Raw genomic sequence first — 24,269 nt, forward strand, 5'->3', positions numbered from 1 at the left:
TCGTGCATGACCGATGCAACGGGGATGGTCGGTGGACGGTACCGGCTGGTCAGGACGATCGGCCAGGGCGGCATGGGCACGGTGTGGCAGGCCCACGACGAGGTGCTCGGCAGGGACGTGGCCGTCAAGGAGGTCCTGCCGCCTCCCGACCTCACGGGCTCGGAGCGCGAGGTGTTCGCCGTACGCACCTTCCGCGAGGCCAGGGCCGCCGGCCGGGTGGCGCACCCGAGCGTCGCCGCCGTGTACGACGTCCTGGAGGAGCGCGGGCACCCGTGGATCGTCATGCAGCTGGTCCGCTCCCGCACGCTCGGCGAGGCGATCCGCGAGGACGGCCCGATGCCCCCGCCGCAGGCCGCCCGCGTCGGGCTGCAGCTGCTGGAGGCGCTGCGCGCGGCCCACGCGGCGGGCGTGCTGCACCGGGACGTCAAACCGGACAACGTGCTGCTCACCAAGGACGGCCGGGCGGTGCTGACCGACTTCGGCATCGCGACCACGGAGGACGAGGCCCCGGTCACGAGGACGGGCATCCTGATCGGCACGCCCGCCTACATGGCGCCGGAGCGCGCCGCGGGCGGCCGGGCGGGACCGGCCTCGGACCTGTGGGCGCTGGGCGCGACGCTCTACCTGGCGGTCGAGGGCGACTCGCCCTTCCAGCGGGAGAACGCCCTGGCCACGCTGGGCGCGGTCTTGCACGCCGAGCCGGAACCGCTGTCGCGCGCGGGGGCGCTGGCGCCCGTACTGCTCGGTCTGCTGCGCAAGAACCCGGCCGAGCGCATGTCGCTGGAGGAGGCCGAGCAGCGGCTGGCCGCGATCATCGCGGGCGCGGCGCCCGAGCCCACGGGCCCCTTCACCGCGCCGGAGACGCACGGAAGCGCGCCGCCCCGGACGGTCCAGGGGACGGCGCGACGGAGGCGCGGGCTGCAGCTGACCGCGATCGCGGGAGGCACGCTGCTCGTGGGGCTCGTCGTGGGAGGTGCGGCGTGGTTCTCGAACGGGCCGTACAACGTGCCGGCACACCAGCGGGTGCCCGCCGTGGTGACGACCTCGGGCGAACCGGCGCCGACGGAGGAGGCGTCACCGGGGCCGGAGCGATCACCGAAGAGCGGCCCCGTCTCCAGGCCGGGCCCGTTCTCCGAGCCGGGAGGGAAGACGCCGGCGCCGCCGACGGCCCGTGAGCGGCCGGAGGCACCTCTCGAGGAACGCAACCGCGTCACGCGCGCGCCCGCACCCACCGAGTCCGCGGAGAAACCACGCGAGGACGAGAAGGTGGAGAACCCCAGCCGGACTCCCGGCCAGGTCGAGGGCTCCGAGGACGGCGAGGCGGCGGCCGACGAGGACCAGCAGAGCGAAACCGATTCCTGATCAGGACTCGGCGCGGACGATGTCGAGGGCCTTCTGCAGGTCCTGCGGGTAGTCGGTGCTGAACGACATCCACTCGCCCGTCGCCGGGTGCTCGAACCCCAGCGCGACCGCGTGCAGCCACTGCCGGGTGACCCCCAGCCTGGCCGCGAGCGTGGGGTCGGCGCCGTAGAGCAGGTCTCCGACGCACGGATGGCGCAGCGCCGACATGTGCACCCTGATCTGGTGGGTGCGCCCGGTCTCCAGCTTGATGTCGAGCAGCGACGCCGCCCGGAACGCCTCGATCGTGTCGTAGTGGGTCACCGACGGCTTGCCGCCAGCCACCACGGCGAACCTGCCGTCACCCGACGGGTGCCGGTCGATGGGCGCGTCGACGGTGCCCCTGAACGGGTCGGGATGCCCCTGGACCAGCGCGTGGTAGCGCTTGTCGACCGTACGTTCCTTGAAGGCCCGCTTGAGATGGGAGTAGGCCTGCTCGCTCTTGGCCACCACCATCGCTCCGGTGGTGTTGGCGTCGAGCCGGTGCACGATGCCCTGCCGCTCGGCCGCGCCGCTGGTGGCGATCGTGTGCCCGGCCCCCATCAGCCCGCCGATCACGGTGGGGCCCGTCCAGCCGACGGTCGGGTGGGCGGCCACCCCGATCGGCTTGTTGACCACCACGATGTCGTCGTCCTCGTGGACGATCGTCATGCCCGGCACCGGCTCGGCGACCGGCATGGGCGTGGTGATCGGCGGCGGCATCGTCACGTCGAGCCAGGCGCCCGCGTGCACCCGGTCGCTCTTGGCCGGTTGCCTGCCGTCGACCAGCACCTCGCCGGCCCCGATCAGCTCGGCCGCGCGCGTGCGGGAGAAGCCGAACAACCGCGAGAGGGCGGCGTCGAGCCGCTCGCCCTCCAGGCCGTCGGGGACCGGCAGGCTCCGCTGCTCAGTCATCCCCTGCCACCTCCTTGGAGCCGTCGATCTGCACGTTGCGCCAGGCCAGGAGCACCGCGAGGATGCCGCCGCAGACGATCGCGGAGTCGGCGATGTTGAAGACGGGGAAATAGTCGATCACGGGGAAGTGCCCGGGGAACACCTCGATGAAGTCGACGACGTGCCCCTGGAACTGCGTGGGGCGCCCGATGCCCGACGGATAGCGCAGGAGGCGGTCGGTGAGGTTGCCGAACGCCCCGCCGAGCAGCAGGCCGAGCGTGACCGCCCAGGCCCTGCTGCCCAGCTTGCGGGCGGTGCGCACGATGGCGACCACCACGCAGGCCGCGATGATGGTGAAGATGAACGTCATCCCGGTGCCGATGCTGAAGGCGGCCCCGGGATTGAAGATCACCCTGAACTGCAGGACGTCCTGGATGACGACCAGCGGCGCCTCGCCCTCGAGCGTGCGCAGCACCACCGTCTTGGTGACGAGGTCGGCCGCGTAGATCACGGCCGCCAGCACGATGAGGACGGCGAAGAGGCGCCGGCGTGGGCCGCCTACCGGCGTTCCTCCCTCTGCTTGCACTTGACGCACAGCGTCGCCCTCGGGAACGCCTGAAGGCGTTCCTTGCCGATCGGCTTGTGGCACGATTCGCACACTCCGTAGGTCCCTGCGTCGATCCTGGCGATCGCACGTTCGTTCTGCGCGACCAGATCGCGCGCATTCAGGGTAAGGGCGATCTCGCGTTCGCGCTCATACGTCTTCGCGCCGGCGTCCGCCTGGTCGTCGCCGGCTCCTTGGGTGACGTCTCCAGAGGCTATCTCGGACTCGTGCCGGAGGATGTCCGCGTTGAGTTCGTCGATCTCGCTCTGCAGTCTGCCGCGTACCTCGGCCAGCTCCTCGTCCGACCACATCGACGGTGTAGCGGTCTGCGTGACTGCCGCCATGGCTGCCTCCATTGCTGATCAAGGCCCGTAATGGTGCGGGCAGCTTAGGATCCGGATAACGGAACGGCAAACGACCCGCCGGACGGTTTACCTCCCCCGTACTATCCCGCCACGCGCATTCAACTCCTCCTCAGCGGCGTCCATTCCCACAACTTTGTCACCGTTTACGACTTCCGGACTGACATGTCTGGACATCCTTGGCCGTAGCCTCCCCCACCAGGGAAACCGGGAAGCCTTCGCCCCCACTCTGCGTTATGGTTTGAATCTGCAAGGCGTTGATGGGGCCCTTCTGTGAGGGATATCACCCCGGAGCCGCCGGAAGAACGGCTCGTCCGAGCTCACTAGACCCGGCAGCAGAGCAAATGAAGAGGGCCCCGCCCAGCGCGGAGCCAAGAAGGGTGGTACCGCGGAGCCGCACGGCTTCGTCCCTTCACGCCAGCCAGCCGGCCGATCAAGCGTGGAGGTCACGCCCGAGATGTCCCCAACTTTCCGCTCTCTTCCCGCGCAGGTCGACCTGCCCGCGCTCGAGCGCGAGGTCCTCGACCGCTGGCGGGACGGGAAGATCTTCGAGCGGTCCGTCGAGCAGAACACCGGCAACCCGTCGTGGGTCTTCTACGAGGGCCCGCCCACCGCCAACGGCCTGCCCGGCGTCCACCACGTCGAGGCGCGCGTCTTCAAGGACCTCTTCCCGCGCTACAAGTCCATGCGCGGGTTCAGCGTCCCGCGCAAGGCCGGCTGGGACTGCCACGGCCTGCCCGTCGAGGTCGGCGTCGAGCGCGAGCTGGGCCTGTCCGGCAAGAAGGACATCGAGACGTACGGCATCGCCGAGTTCAACGCCAAGTGCCGGGAGTCGGTGCTGCGGCACGTCGACGCGTTCGAGCAGCTGACCGAGCGCATGGGCTACTGGATCGACCTGTCCCAGGCCTACCGGACGATGGACCCGTCCTACATCGAGTCGGTGTGGTGGTCGCTGAAGGTCGTCCACGACAAGGGGCTGCTGTTCCGCGACTTCCGGATCACCCCCTACTGCCCGCGCTGCGGCACCGGCCTGTCCGACCACGAGCTGGGCCAGCCCGGCGGCTACGAGACCGTCTCCAGCCCGTCCGTCTACGTCCGCATGCCCGTCACGTCCGGCCCGCTGGCCGAGCTGGGCGCGGCGCTGCTGATCTGGACGACCACGCCGTGGACGCTCGTGTCGAACACGGCGGTCGCCGTGCACCCCGACGTGACCTACGTCGCCGCCCGCACCGCCGGCGGCGAGGTCCTGGTGGTGGCCGAGCCGCTGCTGTCCGTGCTCGGCGAGGACGCGACCGAGCTGGCCCGCTACACCGGGCGCGAGCTGGAGCACACCCCCTACTCCCGCCCGTTCGACCTGGTCGACATCCCGGGCGCCCACTACGTCGTGCTGGGCGACTACGTCACCGTCGACGACGGCACCGGCCTGGTCCACCAGGCTCCCGCGTTCGGCGCCGACGACCTGGCCGTCATCAAGCGGTACGACATGCCGGTCGTCAACCCGATCGGCCCCGACGGCCGCTTCCTCGACGACGTGCCCATGGTCGGCGGGCGCTTCTTCAAGGACGCCGACGAGGAGCTGACCGACGACCTGCGCGCCCGCGGGCTGCTCTTCCGCGGCGGCCACTTCGACCACAGCTACCCCCACTGCTGGCGCTGCCACACGCCGCTGCTCTACTACGCGCTCCCGTCCTGGTACATCCGCACCACCGCGGTCAAGGACCAGATGCTGGCCGAGAACGCCAGGACCAACTGGTATCCCGACACCATCAAGTGGGGCCGGTTCGGCGAGTGGCTGCGCAACAACGTCGACTGGTCGCTGTCGCGCTCGCGCTACTGGGGCACGCCGCTGCCGCTGTGGGTGTGCTCGGCCGACGAGTCCCACGTGACGTGCGTAGGGTCGCTGCAGGAGCTGGGCGAGCTGGCCGGCCAGGACGTCTCGGCCCTCGACCCGCACCGCCCGTACGTCGACGACGTGACCTTCGCCTGCCCCGACTGCGGCGAGCAGGCCCGGCGCGTCCCCGACGTGATCGACGCCTGGTACGACTCGGGCTCCATGCCGTTCGCCCAGTGGGGCGAGCGCGGCAGGCCCGAGGGCGTCTACCCGGCGCAGTTCATCTGCGAGGCCACCGACCAGACGCGCGGCTGGTTCTACTCGCTGATGGCCGTCGGCACCCTCGTCTTCGGCCAGTCCTCCTACGAGAACGTGCTCTGCCTCGGCCTCATCCTGGCCGAGGACGGCCGCAAGATGAGCAAGCACCTGGGCAACATCCTCGAGCCGATCCCGCTGATGGAGCAGCACGGCGCCGATGCCCTGCGCTGGTTCATGGCCTGCTCGGGATCGCCATGGGCGTCCCGCCGGGTGGGGCACAACACCCTCGAGGAGATCGTCCGCAAGGTCCTGCTGACGCTCTGGAACACCGCGTCGTTCTTCACTCTCTACGCCAACGCCGAGTCGTGGTCGCCGTCCCGGCTGCGGGAGGCCACACCGGCGGCCGAGCGCCCGCTGCTCGACCGCTGGGCGCTGGCCGAGTTGCACCGCACGGTGGCCGAGGTGACGGCGTCGCTCGACGACTACGACACCCAGCGGGCCGGGCGGCGGCTGGCCGACTTCCTCGACGACCTGTCCAACTGGTACGTCCGCCGCTCCCGCCGCCGCTTCTGGCAGGGAGAGCAGGACGCGTTCGCCACCCTGTACGAGTGCCTGGAGACGGTGCTGCGGCTGATGGCGCCCGTCACGCCGTTCGTCACCGACTACCTGTGGGACATCCTGCGGCCGGGAGACGCTCCCTCCTCGGTGCACCTGGCCTCGTGGCCCGAGGTGCGTGACGACCTGCTCGATCCGGCGCTGTCGGAGCAGATGGCCCTGGTCCGCCGGCTGGTGGAGCTGGGCCGTTCGGCCCGTGCGTCGTCGGGCGTCAAGACCCGGCAGCCGCTCCGCCGGGCCCTGGTGGGCGCGCACGGCTGGCCGTCGTTGCCCGCCGAACTGCGCGGCCTGGTGGCCGACGAGCTCAACGTCCAGGCTCTGGAGGACATGTCCGGCTTCAGCGCCGATCTGGTGTCCTACTCCGTCAAGCCCAATTTCCGGGCCCTGGGCAAGCGCTTCGGCTCCCAGACCAAGGTCGTGGCCGCCGCGGTGGCCGCCGCCGACCCCACCCACGTGGCCAGGGCCCTGCGCTCGGGCTCCACGGTCACGGTGGAGGCGGGCGACCTGGGCGAGGTCACGCTCGGCCCCGACGAGGTGATCGTCAACGAGCAGCCCCGCTCGGGCTGGGCGGTGGAGACGGGAGCGATCGGCACGGGCACGGGCGAGACGGTCGCCCTCGACCTCGAGCTCACCGACGACCTGCGCCGCGCGGGTCTGCTGCGCGAGGTCATCCGCCTGGTCCAGGAGGCGCGCAAGTCGACCGGCCTGTCCATCACGGACCGGATCGAGCTGTGGTGGACCGCGTCCTCGCCGGACCTGGCCGCGGCGCTGCGCTCGGACTGGCAGGTCGTGGCGGAGGAGGTGCTGGCGACCTCGGTCACGGAAGGCACCACGGCAGATCTGCCGTCCCACACGGACGAGGACCTCGGGCTGACCTTCCAGCTCCGCCGCATCTGACGCAGGGCCGGCCGGGCCGCATGCGGCCCGGCCACGCCCGCCCCTCATCAGACCCGCACCGCACGCTCAACGGCAGGTGACCACGTACGTCCTCGCCCCTTCCAGGGCCCGCGCCATGCGGTCAAGGGCCGTGGAGGTGTCGGCGGTCAGCTGACCGATTCGCGGTCGTGCTGGCAGACCGAGCAGCTCGTCAGCCCGGCCGCCTCGGCCGCGGCGGCCGCCATGGTCTCCACTCCCGACTCGCCCGCACCTCTGATCAGCGGGCAGTTGGTGCTGTGGTAGCGGCGCGTGCCGACGATGACCTTCACCGTGCGCCTGTCGCCGCCCTTGGATTCGTCGCCCGTCTTCTTCCCGGAGCCCTCAGCCGTGGAACCGGCGGCCGGAGCCTTCGAGCCGGCAGCCGGCGTCTTCGCGGGTGTGCCCCCGGAAGGCTGGGAACCCTGCCGAGGTTTGCCCTGCTCCTGGTCGCCCTGCCCTTGCTGGGGCTTACCGGAATCCTGCGCGCTCTGCCCTTGGCGAGGCTTGCCCGGCCCCTGGTCACCCTGCCGTTGCTGAGGCTTGCCGGCAGGCTGAGCACCCGTGCCGGACGGCTGCGGGCGAGCAGCCGGAGAGCCGCCCTTGGGCGTGCCGGTGTCATCGTTGGAGGGCTCTGATGCCGCACCCGCCCTCTGCGTGCCAGGCCGGGAACCGGGGCGGGACGTCGCGTTCTTCTGGCCGGCGCCCGAGGGGCCTTCCGCTGCTGCGGGCGTTCCGGTCTTCGGGGCGGTGCCGGGCTTGGCCGGCGGGCCCGAGGGACGCTCCTCCGCCGCGGACCTGGCCGTCGCGCCCGTGGGCAGCGGCCCCTTGGGCTTGGCCTCCGACTCGGCCGAAGACGCGGGCCGTTCAGGAAGGATGAGGGTCTGCCCCACCGCTGCGGAGGTGTCGGCACCCCCGGACGGAGTCTTCGACGGCCCGGACGCTCCCGGACGGCCTGGCGTGGCGGAGGAGGGCACCCTGGGCTGGGGCGCGGTCGCGGGACCCGCGGAGTCGTCGTCCGCCGCCTCGCCCTGGGGACGCTTGCCGCCACCCCCGGGCTGCCCGGGCTTACCACCGGGCTGCTGCGAACCCGCCGCGGGCTGCCCCGGCTTACCGCCGGACTGCTGCGGACTCGCGGCGGACCGCCCCGGCTTGGCCGGGGTCCGCGCGGGCGAGTCCGCGGACGATTCCCGCTCTTCGGCGGGCGTCGCCGGCCTGCCCGGGGCCTGTGCCGGCTTTCCCGCGGCCTGCGCGGGCTTGTCCGCGGGGCGCTCGGACGCGCCGCTCGGCTGCCCCGGCCCGGCGCCGGGCTGCTCGGGTGTGCGGGCGGACTGGGCGGACGACTTGCCGGGTGCGGACCGGCCGGACGGGCCGGTGGCCTGCGCGGGTCCGGGCCGGCCGGACGGGCCTGCCGGCTTCGCGGGCGCGGACCGGCCGGACGGGCCGGGCGTCTTCGCGGGGGTGCCTGGCCGGGTCCCGGGCTTGCCGGGAGAAGCCTTGCCAGGGGAAGGCTTGCCGGTCGACGGCTCGGGCGGCGCGCTGGAAGGCGGCGTCTCGGCCCTGAGCGTGTGCGGCAGGAAAACAGAGGTCTGGGTCTCCGCCTGCTCATCATCCGAGTCAGGGGCGGCGGAGGTGGAGTGGCCGAACCACCCGGCGCCTTCCTCGTGGGCGGCGGCGGGCTCCGGGCTGGGGGTGGAAGCCTTCGTGTCGGGCTTCGGCGGTGCGACCGGCGAACGTAGGTCGCGGGTCTCCGCGGAGTTTTCCGCCCGGCTCTCCGCGCTGATGGCGGAGCCGGGTGCGACGGCGGGCTCGGGGTCGGCGGCAGGCGGCAGCTGCCGTCCGCCGAGCGCTGCGTCAGGCAGGCACGTCGTGCAGGGCGTGAAGCCCTCCTCGCGAGCCTCCTCGTAGGTGAGCTCCTCGTTGGTCCGGCCGCTCAGCTGTCGGCAACCGGGCACGTGATATCTCTTCCGTCCCGGGATCACCAGCACGATCGCATCCGGTGAGATGCCCGCGGCCGCCGGGCGGCGCTGGGCGGAGGCGGCGGGAACGGTCGCCGCCCGCTGGGGTGCCCGCGGTTGCGGACGCGGATGCGGTTGGGTGTGCGGGGGTGGCTGGTGAGCCATGGCACCGGTCTGGGTATACGGCATGCCGGGCGGGGTGAGCCCTTTCGGGGGGGTGGCCGGCGCAGCGGCCTGCCCACCACCGGGAAAAAGCTCGTTTCGCCGCAGGAAGGCCCCGATCACCAGGAACAGCGCGGACAGCACGCTGACCACGATGGACCACATGATCAGGAACGGCTTCGCCAGTACGAAGCCCGCGATCAGCAATACCACTGCCGCGAGCACCAAACCAGCACTGATGAGGATCACAGAGGGCTCTTTCGAGTGACAGGTCCTAGTGACCCTGTACTTTACCGGCGGTCGTTGTGGGGACCGTCACCGCCGGGGAAGGCGCCCTGCGGAGCCGCCTCGCCGCCGAACGGGTTGGGGCCACCGGGCAGGGGCTGCTGGCCACTTCCCTGAGGCACGGCGTGCGACATGGCAGGCGCCGCCGTCTGACCCTGCGGACCACCGGACATCACCGGGAACCCGCCGCTGCCCTCGGCCGCGACATTGAGCTCGGCGAGCTGGTTTTCCAGGTAGAGCTTGAGCCTGCTGCGGTATTCGCGCTCGAAGCTGCGCAGCTCCTCGACCTTGCGCTCGAGCTCGTCGCGGGTCTGCACCAGCGAGCCCATCGCCTGGCGGTGGCGCTCCTGGGCGTCGCGCTCGAGCGTCTCCGCGCGGGCCCTGGCGTCGCCGATGACCTGCTCGGCCTGGCGGCGGGCCTTGGTGAGGATCTCGTCGGCCTCGCGCCGGGCGCGGGTCACCGTCTCGTCCGCCTCCCGGCGGGCGTCGGAGATCGCCTGGTCGGCGGTCTGCTGGGCGAGCGCGAGCACACGGGCCGCGGTGTCCATGTTGTCCTCCGCCGGAGGCATGTTCATGGCCACGGGGACCGGCTGCTGCTGCACCGGCTGCGGCTCGGGGGCCCGCATGGGCTCCGGCTGCGGAGGCGCCATCATCTCGGGCTTGGGCTGCTGCTCCTGGACCGGGGCGGAGGCCATGGGCATGTTCATGCCGCCCGGCACCTTCCCCCGCAGGCACTCGGCCAGCTTGGCGCGGAGCTCCTCGTTCTCTTGGATCAGGCGGTCGAGCTCAGCCTCCACCTCGTCGAGGAAGGCGTCGACCTCTTCCTCGTCGTAGCCCGGCCGCAACCGGGTGGTACTGAACTGCTTGTTCCGCACATCAGCGGGCGTCAGCGGCATTTTTGGTCTCCTTGGCGCGCTTTGGAGTCTGTCCTGAGGACGGTAACCCGAATCACTTCAGCGCGGACACGAGTTGGATCACGACCGGCACGACATCGGCCCGTTCAGCGAAGCGCTCCTGCGATCTGGATCAGGATCAGCACGACGATGAACAGGACAGTGAAGCTTAGGTCAAAGGCCACCGTACCCAACCGGAGCGGGGGAATGAAACGGCGGAGGAACTTGAGTGGTGGGTCTGTTGCGGTGTACGTGGCCTCCGCCAGCACCAGGACGACGCCCGTAGGACGCCACTGGCGAGCGAAAGCCTGCACCGTCTCGAAGATCATCCTGCCGATGAGCAGCACCAGATAGAGAGACAGGACAACGACCAAGATCTGACTGACGATCCCCACGGCCCGGCCGCGCCTCCACTTCTGATGTGCCCTCCCGGCCTCGGCGAGACCTGGTTGGGTGCGATAGACATACAGAGACTCTAACTCTGGTTGAAGAACCCGCGCTCCGCGATTCGGGCCTTGTCCTCGGCGGTCACCTCGACATTGGCAGGGGACAACAGGAACACCTTGTTCGTAACACGTTCAATGCTGCCATGTAGGCCAAAGACGAGACCTGCCGCGAAATCGACAAGGCGCTTGGCGTCGCTGTCGACCATCTCGGTCAGGTTCATGATGACCGGGGTGCCGTCCCGGAAGTGCTCCCCTATGGTACGCGCTTCGTTGTACGTGCGGGGGTGAAGGGTCGTGATGCGGGCGAGATCGGTCGTGCGGCGCTCCACGATCGCCGTCGCCGGCCGCGGCGCGGGCACCCCGGCCTCCGCTTCCTCGTCGCGGTCCTGGACCGCGACAGGCCGCTCTTCGCCGGTTCGCTGCACGTCGTCCTCGTAGGCGTACTCGTCCGGGTAGGTCTCATACCTCTCGTAGCGGTCGTCCTCCACGAGACCGAGGTAGACCGCCATCTTGCGCATCGCGCCGGCCATCGCTACGTCGTCCTCCTGCTCATGGTCGCACTCGCTCGGGCCCGTCTCCGGGCGCCGAGGCGGTAGGCGTACCCCCCTGGAGCTCACCGCTGATCGACCTCTACTCGGTCATGGACCTGAAGACCCACTTGAGGGGACATTACCTGACGAAGGGCCTGCGACGACCGAGCAACGCCGTACCGATCCGCAGGTGTGTCGCGCCGTAGGCGACGGCCTCGGTGAGATCTTCGCTCATACCGGCCGAAACCATCGTCGCGCGGGGATGCTGCTCCTGTACGCGGGTCGCCACCTCCCGCAACCGGGCGAACGCCTTGGCCGGCTCCTCCCCCAGCGGCGCCACCGCCATGACGCCGCCCAGCCACACGCCCTCGGCGAGGGCCACCTCGTCGGCGAGCGCGAGCACGTCGCCGGGGCGCGCGCCGCCTCTGGCCGGGTCGTCGTCGAGCGCGACCTGGAGCAGGCAGCCGATGGTGCGGCCCTGGCGCACCGCCTCCTTGCTGATCGCCTCCACCAGCCTGAGGCGGTCGACGGAGTGGATCACGTCGGCGTACCCGACGACGGAGCGGACCTTGTTGGTCTGGAGCTGGCCCACGAAGTGCCACGTCAGCGGCAGATCGGCGAGCTCGCGCGCCTTGGGGGCGGCCTCCTGGTCGCGGTTCTCCCCGACGTCGCGTACGCCCAGCTCGCACAGGATGCGTACGTCACCGGCGGGTCTGGTCTTGGTGACGGCGATCAGCGTGACCTCGCCGCGGTCGCGCCCGACGGCCTGGCAGGCCGCCCCGATGCGCGCCTCGACCTCGGCGAGCCCGGCCGCGATCTCGTCCCTTCTCACTGCCTCTTCCTCTCGCTTCCGATCCTGTGGCACGTCCGCCGTGAACACGGCGGCGCCGCTCCCGTTTCCCTTCGGGGAGCGGCGTCAGGCGAGCGGCTATTTGAGGAAGTCGGGGACGTCGAGATCCTCCTCCTGCTCCTCGAAGACCACCCGCGGACGTTTGGCGGGCTCCGACATGCGGGAGGTGATGGGCGTGGGCGGGTTGGCGGGCTCCGGCGTCGGCCGGGGGATGGAGACGGGGCCGGACGGTTCGTCGGCGACGGCCTCCCCGGCGTCCTGCCCGGAGGTCTGCGCAGAGGCCTGCGCGGGCTCAACGGGCCGCACCGGCTCGGGGCGCGGCTCCGGACGGGACTCGGGGCGCTGCTCCGGGGCCGGCTCGGCCCTGAAGTCGGAGCGCGGCTCCGGCCTGAACTCCGTACGGGGCTCGGACCTGAACTCCGCGCGCGGCTCCTGCCGCGGCTCAGGGCGGAAGTCGGCACGCGGCTCCGGACGGGCCTCAGGACGGACATCGGCGCGCGGCTCGGCCCTGAAGTCCCCGCGCGGCTCCGGACGCTGCTCAGCGCGCGGCTCAGGGCGCGCCGGAGGCGACTCGGACTTCACGCTGGGCGCCGAGACGCTCGGCCGGGCGGGAGACGACACCGGCGGCGCGGCGGGACGCCCCACCGGACGGGTGGCCGGCTTGTCGGCCACGGTCGGCACGTCGTCGAACCCCGCCGCGATCACCGTCACGCGCACCTCGTCGCCGAGGGCGTCGTCGATGACCGTGCCGAAGATGATGTTGGCGTCCGGCGCGGCCGCCATGGACACGAGCTGGGCGGCCTCGTTGATCTCGAACAGGCCCAGGTCGGAGCCGCCCGCGATGGACAGCAGCACACCGTGGGCGCCGTCGATGCTGGCCTCCAGCAGCGGGCTGGAGACCGCCATCTCGGCCGCCGCCACCGAGCGGTCGTCGCCGCGGGCGTGGCCGATGCCCATGAGCGCCGAACCGGCGCCCGACATGACCGACTTGACGTCGGCGAAGTCGAGGTTGATCAGACCGGGGGTGGTGATCAGGTCGGTGATGCCCTGCACACCGGAGAGCAGCACCTGGTCGGCCGCCTTGAACGCGTCGAGCACGCTCACCTGGCGGTCCGAGATGGACAGCAGCCGGTCGTTGGGGATCACGATGAGGGTGTCGACCTCGTCGCGCAGCGTCTCGATGCCGGCCTCGGCCTGCGAGGCCCTGCGCCGCCCCTCGAAGCTGAACGGCCGGGTCACGACGCCGATCGTCAGCGCGCCGAGCGACCTGGCGATGTTGGCCACGACGGGCGCGCCGCCGGTGCCCGTGCCACCGCCCTCACCTGCCGTGACGAAGACCATGTCGGCCCCCTTGAGGACCTCCTCGATCTCCTCACGGTGGTCCTCGGCCGCCTTGCGCCCCACGTCGGGGTTGGCGCCCGCACCCAGTCCGCGCGTGAGCTCGCGGCCCACGTCGAGTTTCACATCGGCGTCACTCATCAGCAGCGCCTGGGCGTCGGTGTTTATCGCGATGAACTCGACGCCCTTGAGTCCCTCTTCGATCATCCGGTTGACGGCGTTCACTCCGCCGCCGCCGATGCCGACGACCTTGATGACCGCGAGGTAGTTCTGCGGTGCTGCCACGACGAGGGGCCTTTCCGCTCGTTGACTTGCCATTTCGGTGCGGATCGTCTCCGCTTTCAGTCAGTTCGGGTAACTCTCAACCTCAAGTTGAGATTTAGATTTATGTCAACCTGAGGATTGATACGGACAGTAGGAGTTACGCTCCGGGCGGGTCAACTAACCGCGCCGCAAGCACGTCCGGCGTGTCGCGGGCTGTCCGTTTCGCTCTGAAGTCGCGCCTGGTCGGGGCTCCTCTGCCGAACGTCCGCTCTACAGGCTCTCACGTCGTACCCCCCACCCCGCACAGGCTCGGCGATGCTCTTGCCGCAGGGTTGCCAGACCCTGACGATCACCGTCACTTCAGCGTCACCACGTCCGGGGAGCTCACGTCGTAGCGGGTGGCATCGCGCTCGCGCCGGAGCAGCGAGGTGAGGATGCGCCCCTTCTCCTTGGGCCGGTCGGCGCCACCCCAGATGACGGTGCGCCCGTCGGACAACTCGAGGGTGACTCCCTCGGCCGTGCCCGCGCGCACCTCCTTGACCCTGACCGCCACCGACCCCGGCACCACCTGGATGACCTGGAGCGCCGCCATCAGCGCCGGGTCGCCCTCGGCGGGGCGGTCCACCTTGATCAGTGGCAGCAGGGTCGGCATCGTCGTCGTGACCTCGATCACCACGCCCTGTTTGTCGACGACGGCCACCTGGTCACCCACGGGGACGGCCGCCACGGGCCTGCGCTCGACGACCTCGATCTTGAGCGTGCCCGGCCAGACGCGTTCGGCCTTCGCCCCGGCGAGCCGTCTGATGCCCCTGACACGACTCTCGACGCCCGCCAGGTCGACGGTGGCGAGAGGGTGGAGGTCGGCCACCCCGGCGCGCTGCTTGATCTCGTCGCCGGGCACTGTGACATTTCCCACGATCTCGATCGACCGCACGCCCAGCACGGGAGAGAAGAACACCAGCCACGCCGCCGTGCCCACCACTCCCGCCGTCAGCAGCACCAGGAACGCCGTCCGCGCCTTCATCGCCCTCCCCTGCATGTCGGCACAACCTACGCCGCCGGGTGGGTGAACACCGCGCGCCACGCCCAACGGCGGCGGCTCAAGACAGGCGGGCGACGATCTGCGGGCCGAGCTCGGTGATGTCGCCCGCGCCCATGGTGAGCACGATGTCGCCGGGCCTGGCCCGCTCGGCGATCATCCCGGGCACCGCCGCCCGGTCGGGCGCGTACGCCACCCGCTCGGCCGGCAGCGGCACCCGGCCCGCCACCATCGCCCCGGACACGCCGGGCTCGGGATCCTCGCGGGCGCCGTAGACGTCGAGCACGATGGCCTCGTCGGCCAGCCCGAGCGCCGCGCCGAACTCGTCGGCGAAGAAGCGGGTGCGCGAGTAGAGGTGCGGCTGGAAGACCGCGATGACCCGGCCGGTGCCGGAGTAGGAGGCGACCACGTCGCGCGCGGCGCGCAGGTCGGCGGTCAGCTCGGTCGGATGGTGGGCGTAGCTGTCGAACACGGCGATGCCGCCGGCCTCGCCCTTGGCCTCGAAACGCCGCTTGGCCCCGGTGAAGGCTCCCAGGCCCTGCCTGATCTCCTCGAACGGCAGCCCCAGCTCGTCGGCCACGGCGATCGCCGCGGCGGCGTTGAGCGCGTTGTGCGCCCCGGGGACGGCCAGCCGCACGTCGCCCTTGCCCTCGATGGCGAACACGGTGCCGAACCCGTCGGGCGCGACCCCGGTGACGCGGTAGTCCTCGCCCCGCAGGCCGTACGTCTTGACTCGCAACCCCCGCTCGCGCGCCCGGCCGGCCAGCTCGGCCGCTCCCGGGTCGTCCGCGCACACGATGAGCAGCGAGCCGACCCGGTCGGCGAACCTGGCGAAGCCGTCGTGCACCGCCCGCGGGTCGCCGTAGTTGTCGAGGTGGTCGGCCTCGACATTGGTGACCACCGCGATGTCGGGCGCGAGCATGAGGAACGAGCCGTCGCTCTCGTCGGCCTCCGCCACGAAGACCGTGCCCTGGCCGTCGTCGGCGCCGAGCCCGGTGGTGACGAGCTGGCCGCCCACGCAGTAGGACGGGTCGGCCCCGCACTTCTGCAGCGCCACGGTCAGCATCGAGGTGGTGGTGGTCTTGCCGTGGGTGCCCGCGATGGCCACGGCGGTGCGCCCGGCCATGACGCTGGCCAGCGCGGCGGCCCGCGGGATGATCCGCAGCCCCTGCTTGAGCGCCTCACCGAGCTCGGGGTTGGAGTCGCGGATGGCGGTCGAGACGACCACGGTGTCGACGTCTCTGATGTGGGAGGCGGCGTGCCCGATGTGCACCGTCGCGCCCAGCTCGCGCAGCTCGGTGATCAGCTCGGAGCTGCGCGCGTCGCTGCCCGACACGGGGACGCCCCGCTTGAGCAGGATGCGGGCGATGCCCGACATGCCCGCGCCGCCGATGCCGATGAAGTGCACCCGCCCCAGATCGTCGACGGCGACGGGATCGACCAGCTTCACGAGACTCATCGAGCTATCTCCAACACTTTCCTGGCAAGCATGATATCGGCGTCCTTGCGCCCCAGCCGGGAGGCGGCCTCCGACATGACGGCGACCCGCTCGGGGTCGTGGAGCATCGGCAGCACGTTCTGGATGATCCAATCAGGGGTCAGGCCCGCGTCGTCGACCAGGATGCCGCCGCCGCCCTGGGCGATGCGCTCGGCGTTCATGCGCTGCTCGCCGTTGCCGTACGGCAGCGGCACGTAGGCGGCGGGCAGCCCGACCGCGGTCAGCTCCGCGCACGTCAGCGCGCCACTGCGGCACAGCGCCACGTCGGCGGCGGCGTAGGCCAGGTCCATGCGGTCGAGGTAGGGCAGCAGGACGTACTGTGGATCGCCGGGCGGCGGCTCGTGCTCGACGGTGTTGGTCGGGCCGAGCACATGGAGCACCTGCACGCCGGCCCGGCGCAGGGCGGGCGCCGCGGCGAGCGCCGCGTCGTTGACCGACCTCGCCCCCTGCGATCCGCCGAACACCAGCAGCGTCGGCCGGTCGTTCTCCAGCCCGAACCAGGAGCGCGCCTTGTCGCCCATGGACAGCCGGTCGAGGTTGACGATGTCGCGCCGCAGCGGCGTGCCGATGTATTCGGCCTTGGGCAGCAGCTGGGCTTCGGGAAAGCCGGTGAACACGTGGTCGGTCAGCCTGGCGCCCAGCCGGTTGGCCAGGCCGGGCCGCGGATTGGCCTCGTGCACGACGATCGGCAGGCCGCGCCGCTTGGCCGCCAGATAGGCGGGGGTCGCCACGTAACCGCCGAAACCGACGAGGATGTCGGCCTCGACCCGGTCGAGTATGGCGGCCGTGGCGTTGATGGCTCCGGCCAGCCTGCCGGGAACCGTCAGCAGGCTCGGAGTGATCGACCTGGGCAGGGGCACGGCCGGCACCAGCTCAAGATCGTAGCCCCTGGCGGGCACGAGCCGCGTCTCCAAACCGCGATCCGTGCCCACGCAGGTGATGCCGGCGCTGCGGTCAAGATGGCGCAGCGCGTCCGCAAGGGCTAGCGCGGGCTCGATGTGCCCGGCTGTCCCCCCACCGGCGAGGACCACCCTCATCTCGGTCACTCCCTAACGTGTCACTCGGCCTTTGGTCGTAGCCCCCAGGCCCAGCCAGCTTAGGGCCCGGGCGGCGGGCCCGGGGCCACGAGCCGCCAGGGCCTCACGCGCGCCGGGCTCGCGCTTGGCGAACGACAGCAGCATGCCGAGCGCGGCGAGCGTGGGCAGCAGCGACGATCCGCCGTACGAGACCAGGGGCAGGGGGATGCCGGTGATCGGCAGCACGCCGAGCACGGCACCCATGTTGACGGTGGCCTGGCCGACGATCCAGGCCACCATGGCGGCGGCGGCCAGCCTGATGAAGGAGTCGTGGACCCGCACGGCCACCCGCAGCCCGGCGTAGCCGAGCAGCCCGAACAGCGCCACCACCATGAGCGTGCCCATCAGCCCCAGCTCCTCGCCCAGGATGGCGAAGATGAAGTCGCTCTCGCCGTGCGGCAGCCAGCTCCACTTCTGCCGGCTGCTGCCCAGGCCGAGCCCGAACCAGCCGCCGGAGCCCATCGCGATCTGCCCCTGGACGGCCTGGTATCCGGCGCCCTGCGCGTCGGCCCACGGGTCGAGGAAGGAGCTGATGCGCGCCATCCGGTAGGGTTCCACCTTGATCATGATGAGGGCGGCCAGCACCGCCAGCGACAGGATGCCCCCGAACAACTTGACCGGCGCCCCCACCACCCACAACAACGCCAGGAAGATCATGAAGAGCACGAGCGTGGTGCCCAGGTCGCTGCCCAGCATGACCATGACGGCCAGGATCGCGGTGCCGGGCATGAGCGGGATCAGCATCTGCCGCCACTCGATCCTGCCCTGCCGCGCCCGCCGGGCCAGCAGGTCGGCCCCCCACAACGCGAGCCCGAGCTTGGCGGGCTCGGACGGCTGGAGGGTGAACGGACCGATGTAGATCCACCGCTGCGCGCCCAGCTCCGACGAGCCGATGAACAGCACCATGACCAGCGCCAGGATGGACAGCGCCATCAGGGGGTAGCCGGCCCAGCGGAAGAACTTCGTCGGCAGCCGCGAGCAGGCCCACATCACAGGTACGCCCACCGCGGCCGACAACGACTGCTTGATGAACCACGAGAACGGGCTGCCGGTCTTCTGCAGCGCCTCGATGCTGGACGCCGACAACACCATCATCAACCCGAGCGCCAGCAGCAGCGCGCTGCACATGATGATCAGGTAGTAGGTGGTGAGCGGCTTGTCGAGCAGCTCCTTCAGCGAGCCGAGCTGTTCACGGGCCCAGTTGCCGGGCCCCTCCTCAGCGGTCGCGCTCACGTCGCAGCCTCAGCTCGCGCACGGCACGCGCGAAGGCCTCCCCCCGCGCTGGATAACCGGCGAACATGTCAAGGGAGGCCCCCGCCGGGGAGAGCAGCACGGTGTCCCCTGGCGAGGCCAGCCGCGCGGCTTCGGTGACGACTCTTTCCATCACCCCAGTGTCGCGATCGGCGATGTCCACTACGGGGACATCCGGGGCGTGTCGCGCGACGGCTTCGGCGATCGTGGCCCGGTCGGCGCCCAGCAGCACCGCGCCGCGCAGCCGTGGAGCCGCCTGACGCACCAGGTCGTCGACGTCGGCGCCCTTGAGCTGCCCGCCGGCCACCCACACGATCGACGAGTACGACGCCAGCGCCGCCGCGGCCGCGTGCGGGTTGGTCGCCTTGGAGTCGTCGATGTAGTCGACCTCGCCGATCCTGTCCACGTGTGACAGCCGGTGCGGATCGGGCACGAAGTCGCGCAGGCCCGTGGCCACGGCCTCGGACGGCACGCCGAGCGAACGCGCAAGGGCGGCGGCGGCCAGCGCGTTGGCGACGTTGTGCGGCGCGAAGGGCCGTACGTCGTCCAGCGTGGCCAGCTCCTCCGCGCCCTCCACCGGGTCGGCGACGAACGCCCGGTCCACCAGCAGGTCCTCGACCACGCCGATCTCGCCCCGCTTGGGCACCCGCAGGGTGAACCCGACCGCCCCGGGATAGGGCGCGGCCAGCCTGGTCGCCTCGGGATCGTCGGCGTTGAAGATCACGGTGCCGGCGCGTTCGTAGACACGGCCCTTGGCCGCGGTGTACTCCTCCATGGAGCCGTGCCAGTCGATGTGGTCGGGGGCCACGTTGAGCACGGCGGCGGCGTGCGGGGCCAGCGTGCCCGACCAGTGGAGCTGGAAGCTGGACAGCTCGACGGCCAGCACGTCGTACGGCTCGGCGACCGCGCGCACGACGGGGACGCCCACGTTCCCGACCGCCACGGCCTTCTGCCCGGCCGCGAGCAGGATCGAGGTGAGCATGCGCACCGCCGTGGTCTTGCCGTTGGTGCCGGTCAGCGCCAGCCACGGGGCCGCCTGCGCCGGGCGCAGCCGCCAGGCCAGCTCCACCTCCCCCACGACCTCGACCCCGGCAGCGAGCGCGGCGGCGATCAGCGGGTGGTGCGGCGCCCAGCCCGTGGTGACGAGCCGGGTGACCCCCTCGGGCAACACCATCTCCCCGAACCGGGTCTCGACGCCGAGCCGGGCCAGTCCGGCCGCCGCGGCGAGCTGCCGCTCCCCCTCAGCCGACTCCACGACCACGACCCGCTCGCCTCGACCGGCCAGCACCCTGGCCACGGCCGTGCCGGAGACGCCGAGCCCGGCGACACAGGTGAGACTCATCACCTGGGCATCCATTCGACGTAGAAGAGCCCGAGACCGAGCGCCGCGCAGAGCATCGCGATCAGCCAGAACCGGACCACGATCGTGGTCTCCGCCCAGCCTTTCAGCTCGAAGTGGTGCTGCAGCGGGGCCATCCTGAACACCCGCTTGCCGGTCATCTTGAAGGAACCGACCTGGATGATCACCGACAGCGTGATGATCACGCACAGGCCGGCGAGAATGATCAGCAGCAGCTGGGTACGGGTGGCGATGGCCAGCCCGGCCAGCACGCCGCCCAGGGCCAGGGAGCCGGTGTCGCCCATGAAGATCCGGGCGGGCGGGGCGTTCCACCACAGGAAGCCGATGAGCGCCCCGAGCACGGCGGCGGCCACGACGGCCAGGTCGAGCGGATCTCGTACCCAGTAGCAGTTGGGGCCGAGCTGGTCGATGCAGTTGTTGCGCAGCTGCCAGTTGCCGATCAGCACGTACGCGCCGAGGACCACCCCGGTCGCGCCGCTGGCCAGGCCGTCGAGACCGTCGGTGAGGTTCACCGCGTTGGAGAACCCGACGATCATGATGAGCACCCAGATGGTGAAGCCGACGATGCCGATCGACGGGCCGATGTCCCGCAGGAACGACACCCTGGTCTCGGCGGGGGTGATGCCGTAGACGTTCGGGTGGCGTACCACCAGGAACGCGAAGACGGCGCCGACGACGAGCTGGCCGAGAGCCTTCGCGCCGCTGCGCAGGCCCAGGCTGCGCTGCTTGTAGATCTTGATGAAGTCGTCGAGGAACCCGACCGCGCCGAGCCCCGTCATCAGGAACAGCACCAGCATGCCCGACACGGTGGGCGTCGAGAGCATCGCCAGGTGCGACGCGCCGTACGCGAGCAGGGCGGCCAGCACGATCACGGTGCCGCCCATGGTGGGGGTGCCTCGCTTGCTGTGGTGGCCGGACGGGCCTTCCTCGCGGACCTCCTGGCCGTAACCGCGCCGCGAGAACAGCCGGATCGCCAGCGGGGTGCCCAGCATCGAGAGGATCAGGCCCACCGCACCGGCGACGATGATGTTGGTCACTGGGGGGCACCTCCGAGCACGAGCTCGGCCGTCCGCTCCAGACCCATGGCCCTGGGCCCCTTGATCAGCACCGCGTCACCCTGCCGGAGCCACCCCGCCAGCTCGGCGGCGGCCGCCTCGGCGTCGGGCACGTGCACGATCCGCGTCACGTGCTGCGGGCATGCCGCGTTACCTCCCGGGACTCCGGCCGGAGGAGCGCCGGCGGGGACTTGGTCGGGGGCCGGCCGGCCCGGCGCTCCTGCGGGGGCGCCGTGGGCGTGTCCCTGCCGGTCCTGGGGGTCACCGGCGGGATGGGCGCCGCTCGGCGGAGACCCCGCGGGCCCGTGAGGAACGTGACCCGGCGCGGCCACCGGGAAGGGGCCGGCGGGCGCGTGAGGCCCTGAGACTTGCGGCCCGGCAGACTGCGGCCCGGCAGGTCCGGCCGCCTGGGGACCGATCACCGGACCGGCGGCCATCTGCGGGAACGTGATGGGACCGACGCTCTGCGGCCTCACGGGCCGCGGGCCGGTGACCGGCCCACCGGCGCCCTGCGGACCAGCGGCCTGAGGGGCCACGCCCTGCGGACCTGGACCAGGGCCTCCGGCACCCTGCGGATCAGGAGTCCGCGGGCCGGAGGGCGGGGGCAGGGCGCGGGCTGTGGTGGCGGCTTGGGCGGCCGTGTGGGCGCCCTGGAGCACCGGCTCCGCGTCAGGGCCCGCCACGATCAGCCCGGCCAGCCCCGCGCCGCCGGCCAGCCGGCCGAGTTCGGCGTTGAGCGCCGGCCCGTCGTCACCGAGCTCCCGCAGCGCCGCGATGACGGCGAACCGCCGCCGCCCGCGCCCCAGCACCTCGAACGCCTCGAACGCCGCCCGCATCGAATCGGGATTGGCGTTGTACGCGTCGTTGACGACCGTCACCCCGTCGGGCCTGTCGTTGACCTCCATCCGCCACCGGCTGCGCGGCGTCGCCTCGGACAGCTCGGCGGCGATGGTGGCGACGGGCAGCCCGAGCTCGTATCCGGCCGCGGCCGCGGCGAGGGCGTTCTCGACCGCGTGCGCGCCGTGCAGCTTGAGCGACACGTGCGCGCTGCCTGACGGAGTGCGCAGCGTGAAGGATGCGCGCCCGCGGGCGTCGAGCACGACGCCCTCCGCCCTGATGGCCGCGGACTCGCCCCGCCCGAAGTACGTGACCCGGGCGTCGGTGCGCGTGGCCATCGCGCGGACCAGCGGGTCGTCGGCGTTGAGCACGGCCACTCCGGTGCGCGGCAGCGCCTCGACGAGTTCGCCCTTGGCCTTGGCGATGGCCTCCTTGCCACCGAACACGCCCAGGTGCGCCGTGCCGACGTTGAGCACCACGCCGATCTGCGGCGGCGCGATGCGGGTCAGGTCTTTGATGTGGCCGATGTTCCTGGCGGCCAGTTCGAGGACCATGAACCGGGTGTCGGCGTCGGCCCGAAGCACGGTGAGCGGGTGGCCGAGCTCGTTGTTGAAGCTGCCGACGGGGGCGATGGCGGGCCCGATGCGGCCGGTGAGCCTGGCCAGCAGGTCTTTGGTGCCGGTCTTGCCCGCCGAGCCGGTCACGCCGATGACGGTGACCTGGGGCAGCGCGCGGACCTGCGCGGCGGCCAGCGCGGCCAGCGCGGCGGCGGCGTCCGGGACGATCACCGCGGGCGCCTCGACGGGCCTGGTGGCCAGGACGGCGACCGCTCCTGCCCTGATCGCCTGCGCGGCGTAGTCGTGACCGTCGACCCGCGCGCCCTTGACGGCGACGAACAGGGATCCCGGTTCTACGGCCCGCGAGTCGATCACGACGGGCCCGCGCACCACGGCGCGGGGATCGGCCATGCCCGACAGGGCGCCCGAGGTTATCTCGGCGATCCTGGCCAGAGGCAACGGGATCATTAGTGCTTCCTGCTTTCCTTGCGTGCGTCGATCGCTTCGGCGACCACTTCGCGGTCGTCGAAGGGGATCACCTCGCCTGAAACGTACTGGCCCTGCTCGTGGCCCTTGCCCGCCACGACGATCACGTCGCCGCGCCCGGCCCGGGCGATCGCCAGGCCGATGGCGGCCGCGCGGTCGGGCTCAATGATCACATGAGCGCGGTCGTGCTGCGGAACGCGGAGCGCTCCCTCCATCATCGTCGCGAGGATGGAGAGCGGATCCTCCGAGCGAGGATTATCGTTCGTAAAAATAGCGACATCTGCCAGCTGGGCGGAGATTTCCCCCATGATGGCTCGTTTGCCCTTGTCGCGGTCGCCGCCGCAGCCGAGCACGATCGTCAGGGCACCCGCCGTGACCGACCGCAGCGAGCGCAGCACCGACTCCACGGCGCCCGGCTTGTGTGAATAGTCCACGAGCGCCTGGAACGCGTCGTCAGCGCCCGTGATGCGCTGCATGCGCCCGGGGACTCCGGTAAGGGATCCGACGCCGTGCACGGCCGTCTGCAGCGGCACCCCGGCCTCGACCAGGGTCACGATGGCACCGAGCGCGTTGGCCACGTTGAACGGACCGGGGAGCGCGATCTGCGCGTCGGCCTCGACCCCGCCCGGGCCAACCACCCGGAACGCGCTGCCGTCGGCGCCGAGCCTGGCGTCCAGCACCCGCCACTCGGCCTCCGGATCGCCCGCCGCGGAGAACGTGGTCATCGGCACCTTCGCCAGACCGATCAGCTCACGCCCGTAGCGGTCGTCGATGTTGGTCACCCCGGCACGGCTCAGCTCGGGCTGGAACAGCCGCGCCTTGGTCGCGAAGTAGTCGTCGAAGTCCTTGTGGAAGTCGAGATGGTCCTGCGAGAGGTTGGTGAACAGGGCCACGTCGTAGAAGATGCCGTCGACCCGGCCGAGCGCGAGCGCGTGGCTGGAGACCTCCATCACGGCCGCGCCGACACCCTTCTCGCGCATCAGGGCGAACAGGCCGTGCAGATCGCAGGCCTCCGGCGTGGTGAGCGTGGGCACGAAGCGCTCATCGCCCACGTGGATCTCGACGCCGCCCACCAGGCCGGCGGTGTGCCCGGCCGCCCGCAGGCCGGCCTCCAGCATGAACGTGGTGGTGGACTTGCCGCTGGTGCCGGTGACGCCGAGGATCTGGACGTCGTGGGCCGGCTGGCCGTACACCCAGGAGGAGATCTGCCCCAGCAGGGCGCGCGGGTCGGGCACGATCAGCACGGGCAGCCCCGTCGCGACGGCCGCGTCGCGGCCGGCCCGGTCGGTGAGCACGGCGACGGCGCCGCTCGCCATCGCCTGGGCGGCGAAGTCGGCGCCGTGCACGCGGCTGCCGGACAGCGCGACGTAGAGATCTCCCCGCCGGACGGCGCGAGAGTCGATGGTGACGCCGGTCAGAGCCGCATGGGGCGACCGTGACGTGCCGGAATCGGCGTCGATCATGGTCGCGAGCCCGGTCAGCGGGCGAGGCGGGCTGGTCGTGGGACGCATAGACGACGGGGGACGCACGG

At 71.5% G+C, this 24,269-nt stretch carries 18 protein-coding genes and 1 pseudogene; 2 read left to right on the top strand and 17 right to left on the bottom strand.

Going from position 1 to position 24,269, the window contains the following annotated elements; all coding sequences use genetic code 11:
• Positions 1–6: 6 nt before the first annotated feature.
• The gene (locus tag ABGB01_RS05770) at positions 7–1,362 is read left to right on the top strand and encodes a protein kinase (RefSeq protein ID WP_347771014.1); all 1,356 of its coding nucleotides are present in this window, start codon (positions 7–9) and stop codon (positions 1,360–1,362) included.
• Here the strand turns inward: ABGB01_RS05770 and ABGB01_RS05775 are convergent, their stop codons facing one another.
• The 3 genes from ABGB01_RS05775 to ABGB01_RS05785 are packed head-to-tail and all read right to left on the bottom strand — an operon-like array spanning position 1,363 to position 3,219.
• Entirely contained in the window at positions 1,363–2,292 is a 930-nt protein-coding gene (locus ABGB01_RS05775) for an RluA family pseudouridine synthase (protein WP_347771016.1), read from the bottom strand.
• Positions 2,285–2,866 (bottom strand): signal peptidase II, encoded by a 582-nt coding sequence (lspA, locus tag ABGB01_RS05780; RefSeq protein ID WP_347771018.1) that lies wholly within the window; start codon positions 2,864–2,866, stop codon positions 2,285–2,287. Before lspA ends, ABGB01_RS05775 begins: the two co-directional genes overlap by 8 nt.
• Positions 2,830–3,219 (bottom strand): TraR/DksA C4-type zinc finger protein, encoded by a 390-nt coding sequence (locus ABGB01_RS05785; protein ID WP_347771020.1) that lies wholly within the window; start codon positions 3,217–3,219, stop codon positions 2,830–2,832. The genes lspA and ABGB01_RS05785 overlap by 37 nt, the downstream gene beginning before the upstream one ends.
• A gap of 475 nt (positions 3,220–3,694) precedes the next feature.
• Between ABGB01_RS05785 and ileS the strand changes: the two genes are divergently transcribed.
• On the top strand, positions 3,695–6,838 hold the full coding sequence (gene ileS, locus ABGB01_RS05790; RefSeq protein ID WP_347771022.1) for an isoleucine--tRNA ligase: 3,144 nt from the start codon (positions 3,695–3,697) through the stop codon (positions 6,836–6,838).
• Between the two features lie 146 nt (positions 6,839–6,984).
• Here the strand turns inward: ileS and ABGB01_RS05795 are convergent, their stop codons facing one another.
• From ABGB01_RS05795 to ABGB01_RS05860, 14 genes and pseudogenes are all read right to left on the bottom strand, one after another.
• On the bottom strand, positions 6,985–9,222 hold the full coding sequence (locus ABGB01_RS05795) for a hypothetical protein (RefSeq protein ID WP_347771024.1): 2,238 nt from the start codon (positions 9,220–9,222) through the stop codon (positions 6,985–6,987).
• A 41-nt stretch (positions 9,223–9,263) separates the two neighbouring features.
• Positions 9,264–10,154, bottom strand: coding sequence for a DivIVA domain-containing protein (locus ABGB01_RS05800; RefSeq protein WP_347771026.1), 891 nt, complete (start codon positions 10,152–10,154; stop codon positions 9,264–9,266).
• A gap of 104 nt (positions 10,155–10,258) precedes the next feature.
• A complete protein-coding gene (locus tag ABGB01_RS05805; RefSeq protein ID WP_132331012.1) occupies positions 10,259–10,546 on the bottom strand; it encodes a YggT family protein in 288 nt (95 codons plus the stop codon).
• 80 nt (positions 10,547–10,626) lie between these two features.
• Complete coding sequence (gene sepF / locus ABGB01_RS05810; RefSeq protein WP_347621545.1) at positions 10,627–11,127, bottom strand: cell division protein SepF; 501 nt, start codon at positions 11,125–11,127, stop codon at positions 10,627–10,629.
• Positions 11,128–11,266: 139 nt separating this feature from the next.
• The gene (locus tag ABGB01_RS05815; protein ID WP_347771029.1) at positions 11,267–11,959 is read right to left on the bottom strand and encodes a YggS family pyridoxal phosphate-dependent enzyme; all 693 of its coding nucleotides are present in this window, start codon (positions 11,957–11,959) and stop codon (positions 11,267–11,269) included.
• Between the two features lie 96 nt (positions 11,960–12,055).
• Positions 12,056–13,600: a cell division protein FtsZ gene (ftsZ, locus tag ABGB01_RS05820; RefSeq protein WP_347771031.1), complete on the bottom strand. Its 1,545-nt coding sequence runs from the start codon at positions 13,598–13,600 to the stop codon at positions 12,056–12,058.
• 334 nt (positions 13,601–13,934) lie between these two features.
• A complete protein-coding gene (locus ABGB01_RS05825; RefSeq protein WP_347771033.1) occupies positions 13,935–14,603 on the bottom strand; it encodes an FtsQ-type POTRA domain-containing protein in 669 nt (222 codons plus the stop codon).
• Between the two features lie 76 nt (positions 14,604–14,679).
• Positions 14,680–16,077, bottom strand: a complete 1,398-nt coding sequence (gene murC / locus ABGB01_RS05830; RefSeq protein WP_347771035.1) for a UDP-N-acetylmuramate--L-alanine ligase — start codon at positions 16,075–16,077, stop codon at positions 14,680–14,682.
• Positions 16,074–17,153 carry an undecaprenyldiphospho-muramoylpentapeptide beta-N-acetylglucosaminyltransferase gene (gene murG / locus ABGB01_RS05835; RefSeq protein ID WP_347771037.1) on the bottom strand — a complete coding sequence of 360 codons (1,080 nt, stop codon included), beginning with the start codon at positions 17,151–17,153 and terminating at the stop codon, positions 16,074–16,076. Before murG ends, murC begins: the two co-directional genes overlap by 4 nt.
• Before the next feature lie 12 nt (positions 17,154–17,165).
• Positions 17,166–18,425, bottom strand: coding sequence for a putative lipid II flippase FtsW (gene ftsW / locus ABGB01_RS05840; protein ID WP_347771039.1), 1,260 nt, complete (start codon positions 18,423–18,425; stop codon positions 17,166–17,168).
• The gene (murD, locus tag ABGB01_RS05845; protein WP_347771041.1) at positions 18,409–19,785 is read right to left on the bottom strand and encodes a UDP-N-acetylmuramoyl-L-alanine--D-glutamate ligase; all 1,377 of its coding nucleotides are present in this window, start codon (positions 19,783–19,785) and stop codon (positions 18,409–18,411) included. Before murD ends, ftsW begins: the two co-directional genes overlap by 17 nt.
• Positions 19,785–20,840 (bottom strand): phospho-N-acetylmuramoyl-pentapeptide-transferase, encoded by a 1,056-nt coding sequence (gene mraY / locus ABGB01_RS05850; RefSeq protein WP_347642748.1) that lies wholly within the window; start codon positions 20,838–20,840, stop codon positions 19,785–19,787. Before mraY ends, murD begins: the two co-directional genes overlap by 1 nt.
• A gap of 650 nt (positions 20,841–21,490) precedes the next feature.
• Positions 21,491–22,720 (bottom strand): annotated as a pseudogene (gene murF, locus ABGB01_RS05855) (UDP-N-acetylmuramoyl-tripeptide--D-alanyl-D-alanine ligase); the annotation flags it as partial.
• On the bottom strand, positions 22,720–24,249 hold the full coding sequence (locus ABGB01_RS05860) for a UDP-N-acetylmuramoyl-L-alanyl-D-glutamate--2,6-diaminopimelate ligase (RefSeq protein WP_347771043.1): 1,530 nt from the start codon (positions 24,247–24,249) through the stop codon (positions 22,720–22,722). The gene ABGB01_RS05860 and the pseudogene murF, both read right to left, overlap by 1 nt.
• Between the last annotated feature and the right edge of the window lie 20 nt (positions 24,250–24,269).

The sequence above is a fragment of the Nonomuraea sp. B5E05 genome (assembly GCF_039880665.1).
GTDB lineage: Bacteria > Actinomycetota > Actinomycetes > Streptosporangiales > Streptosporangiaceae > Nonomuraea.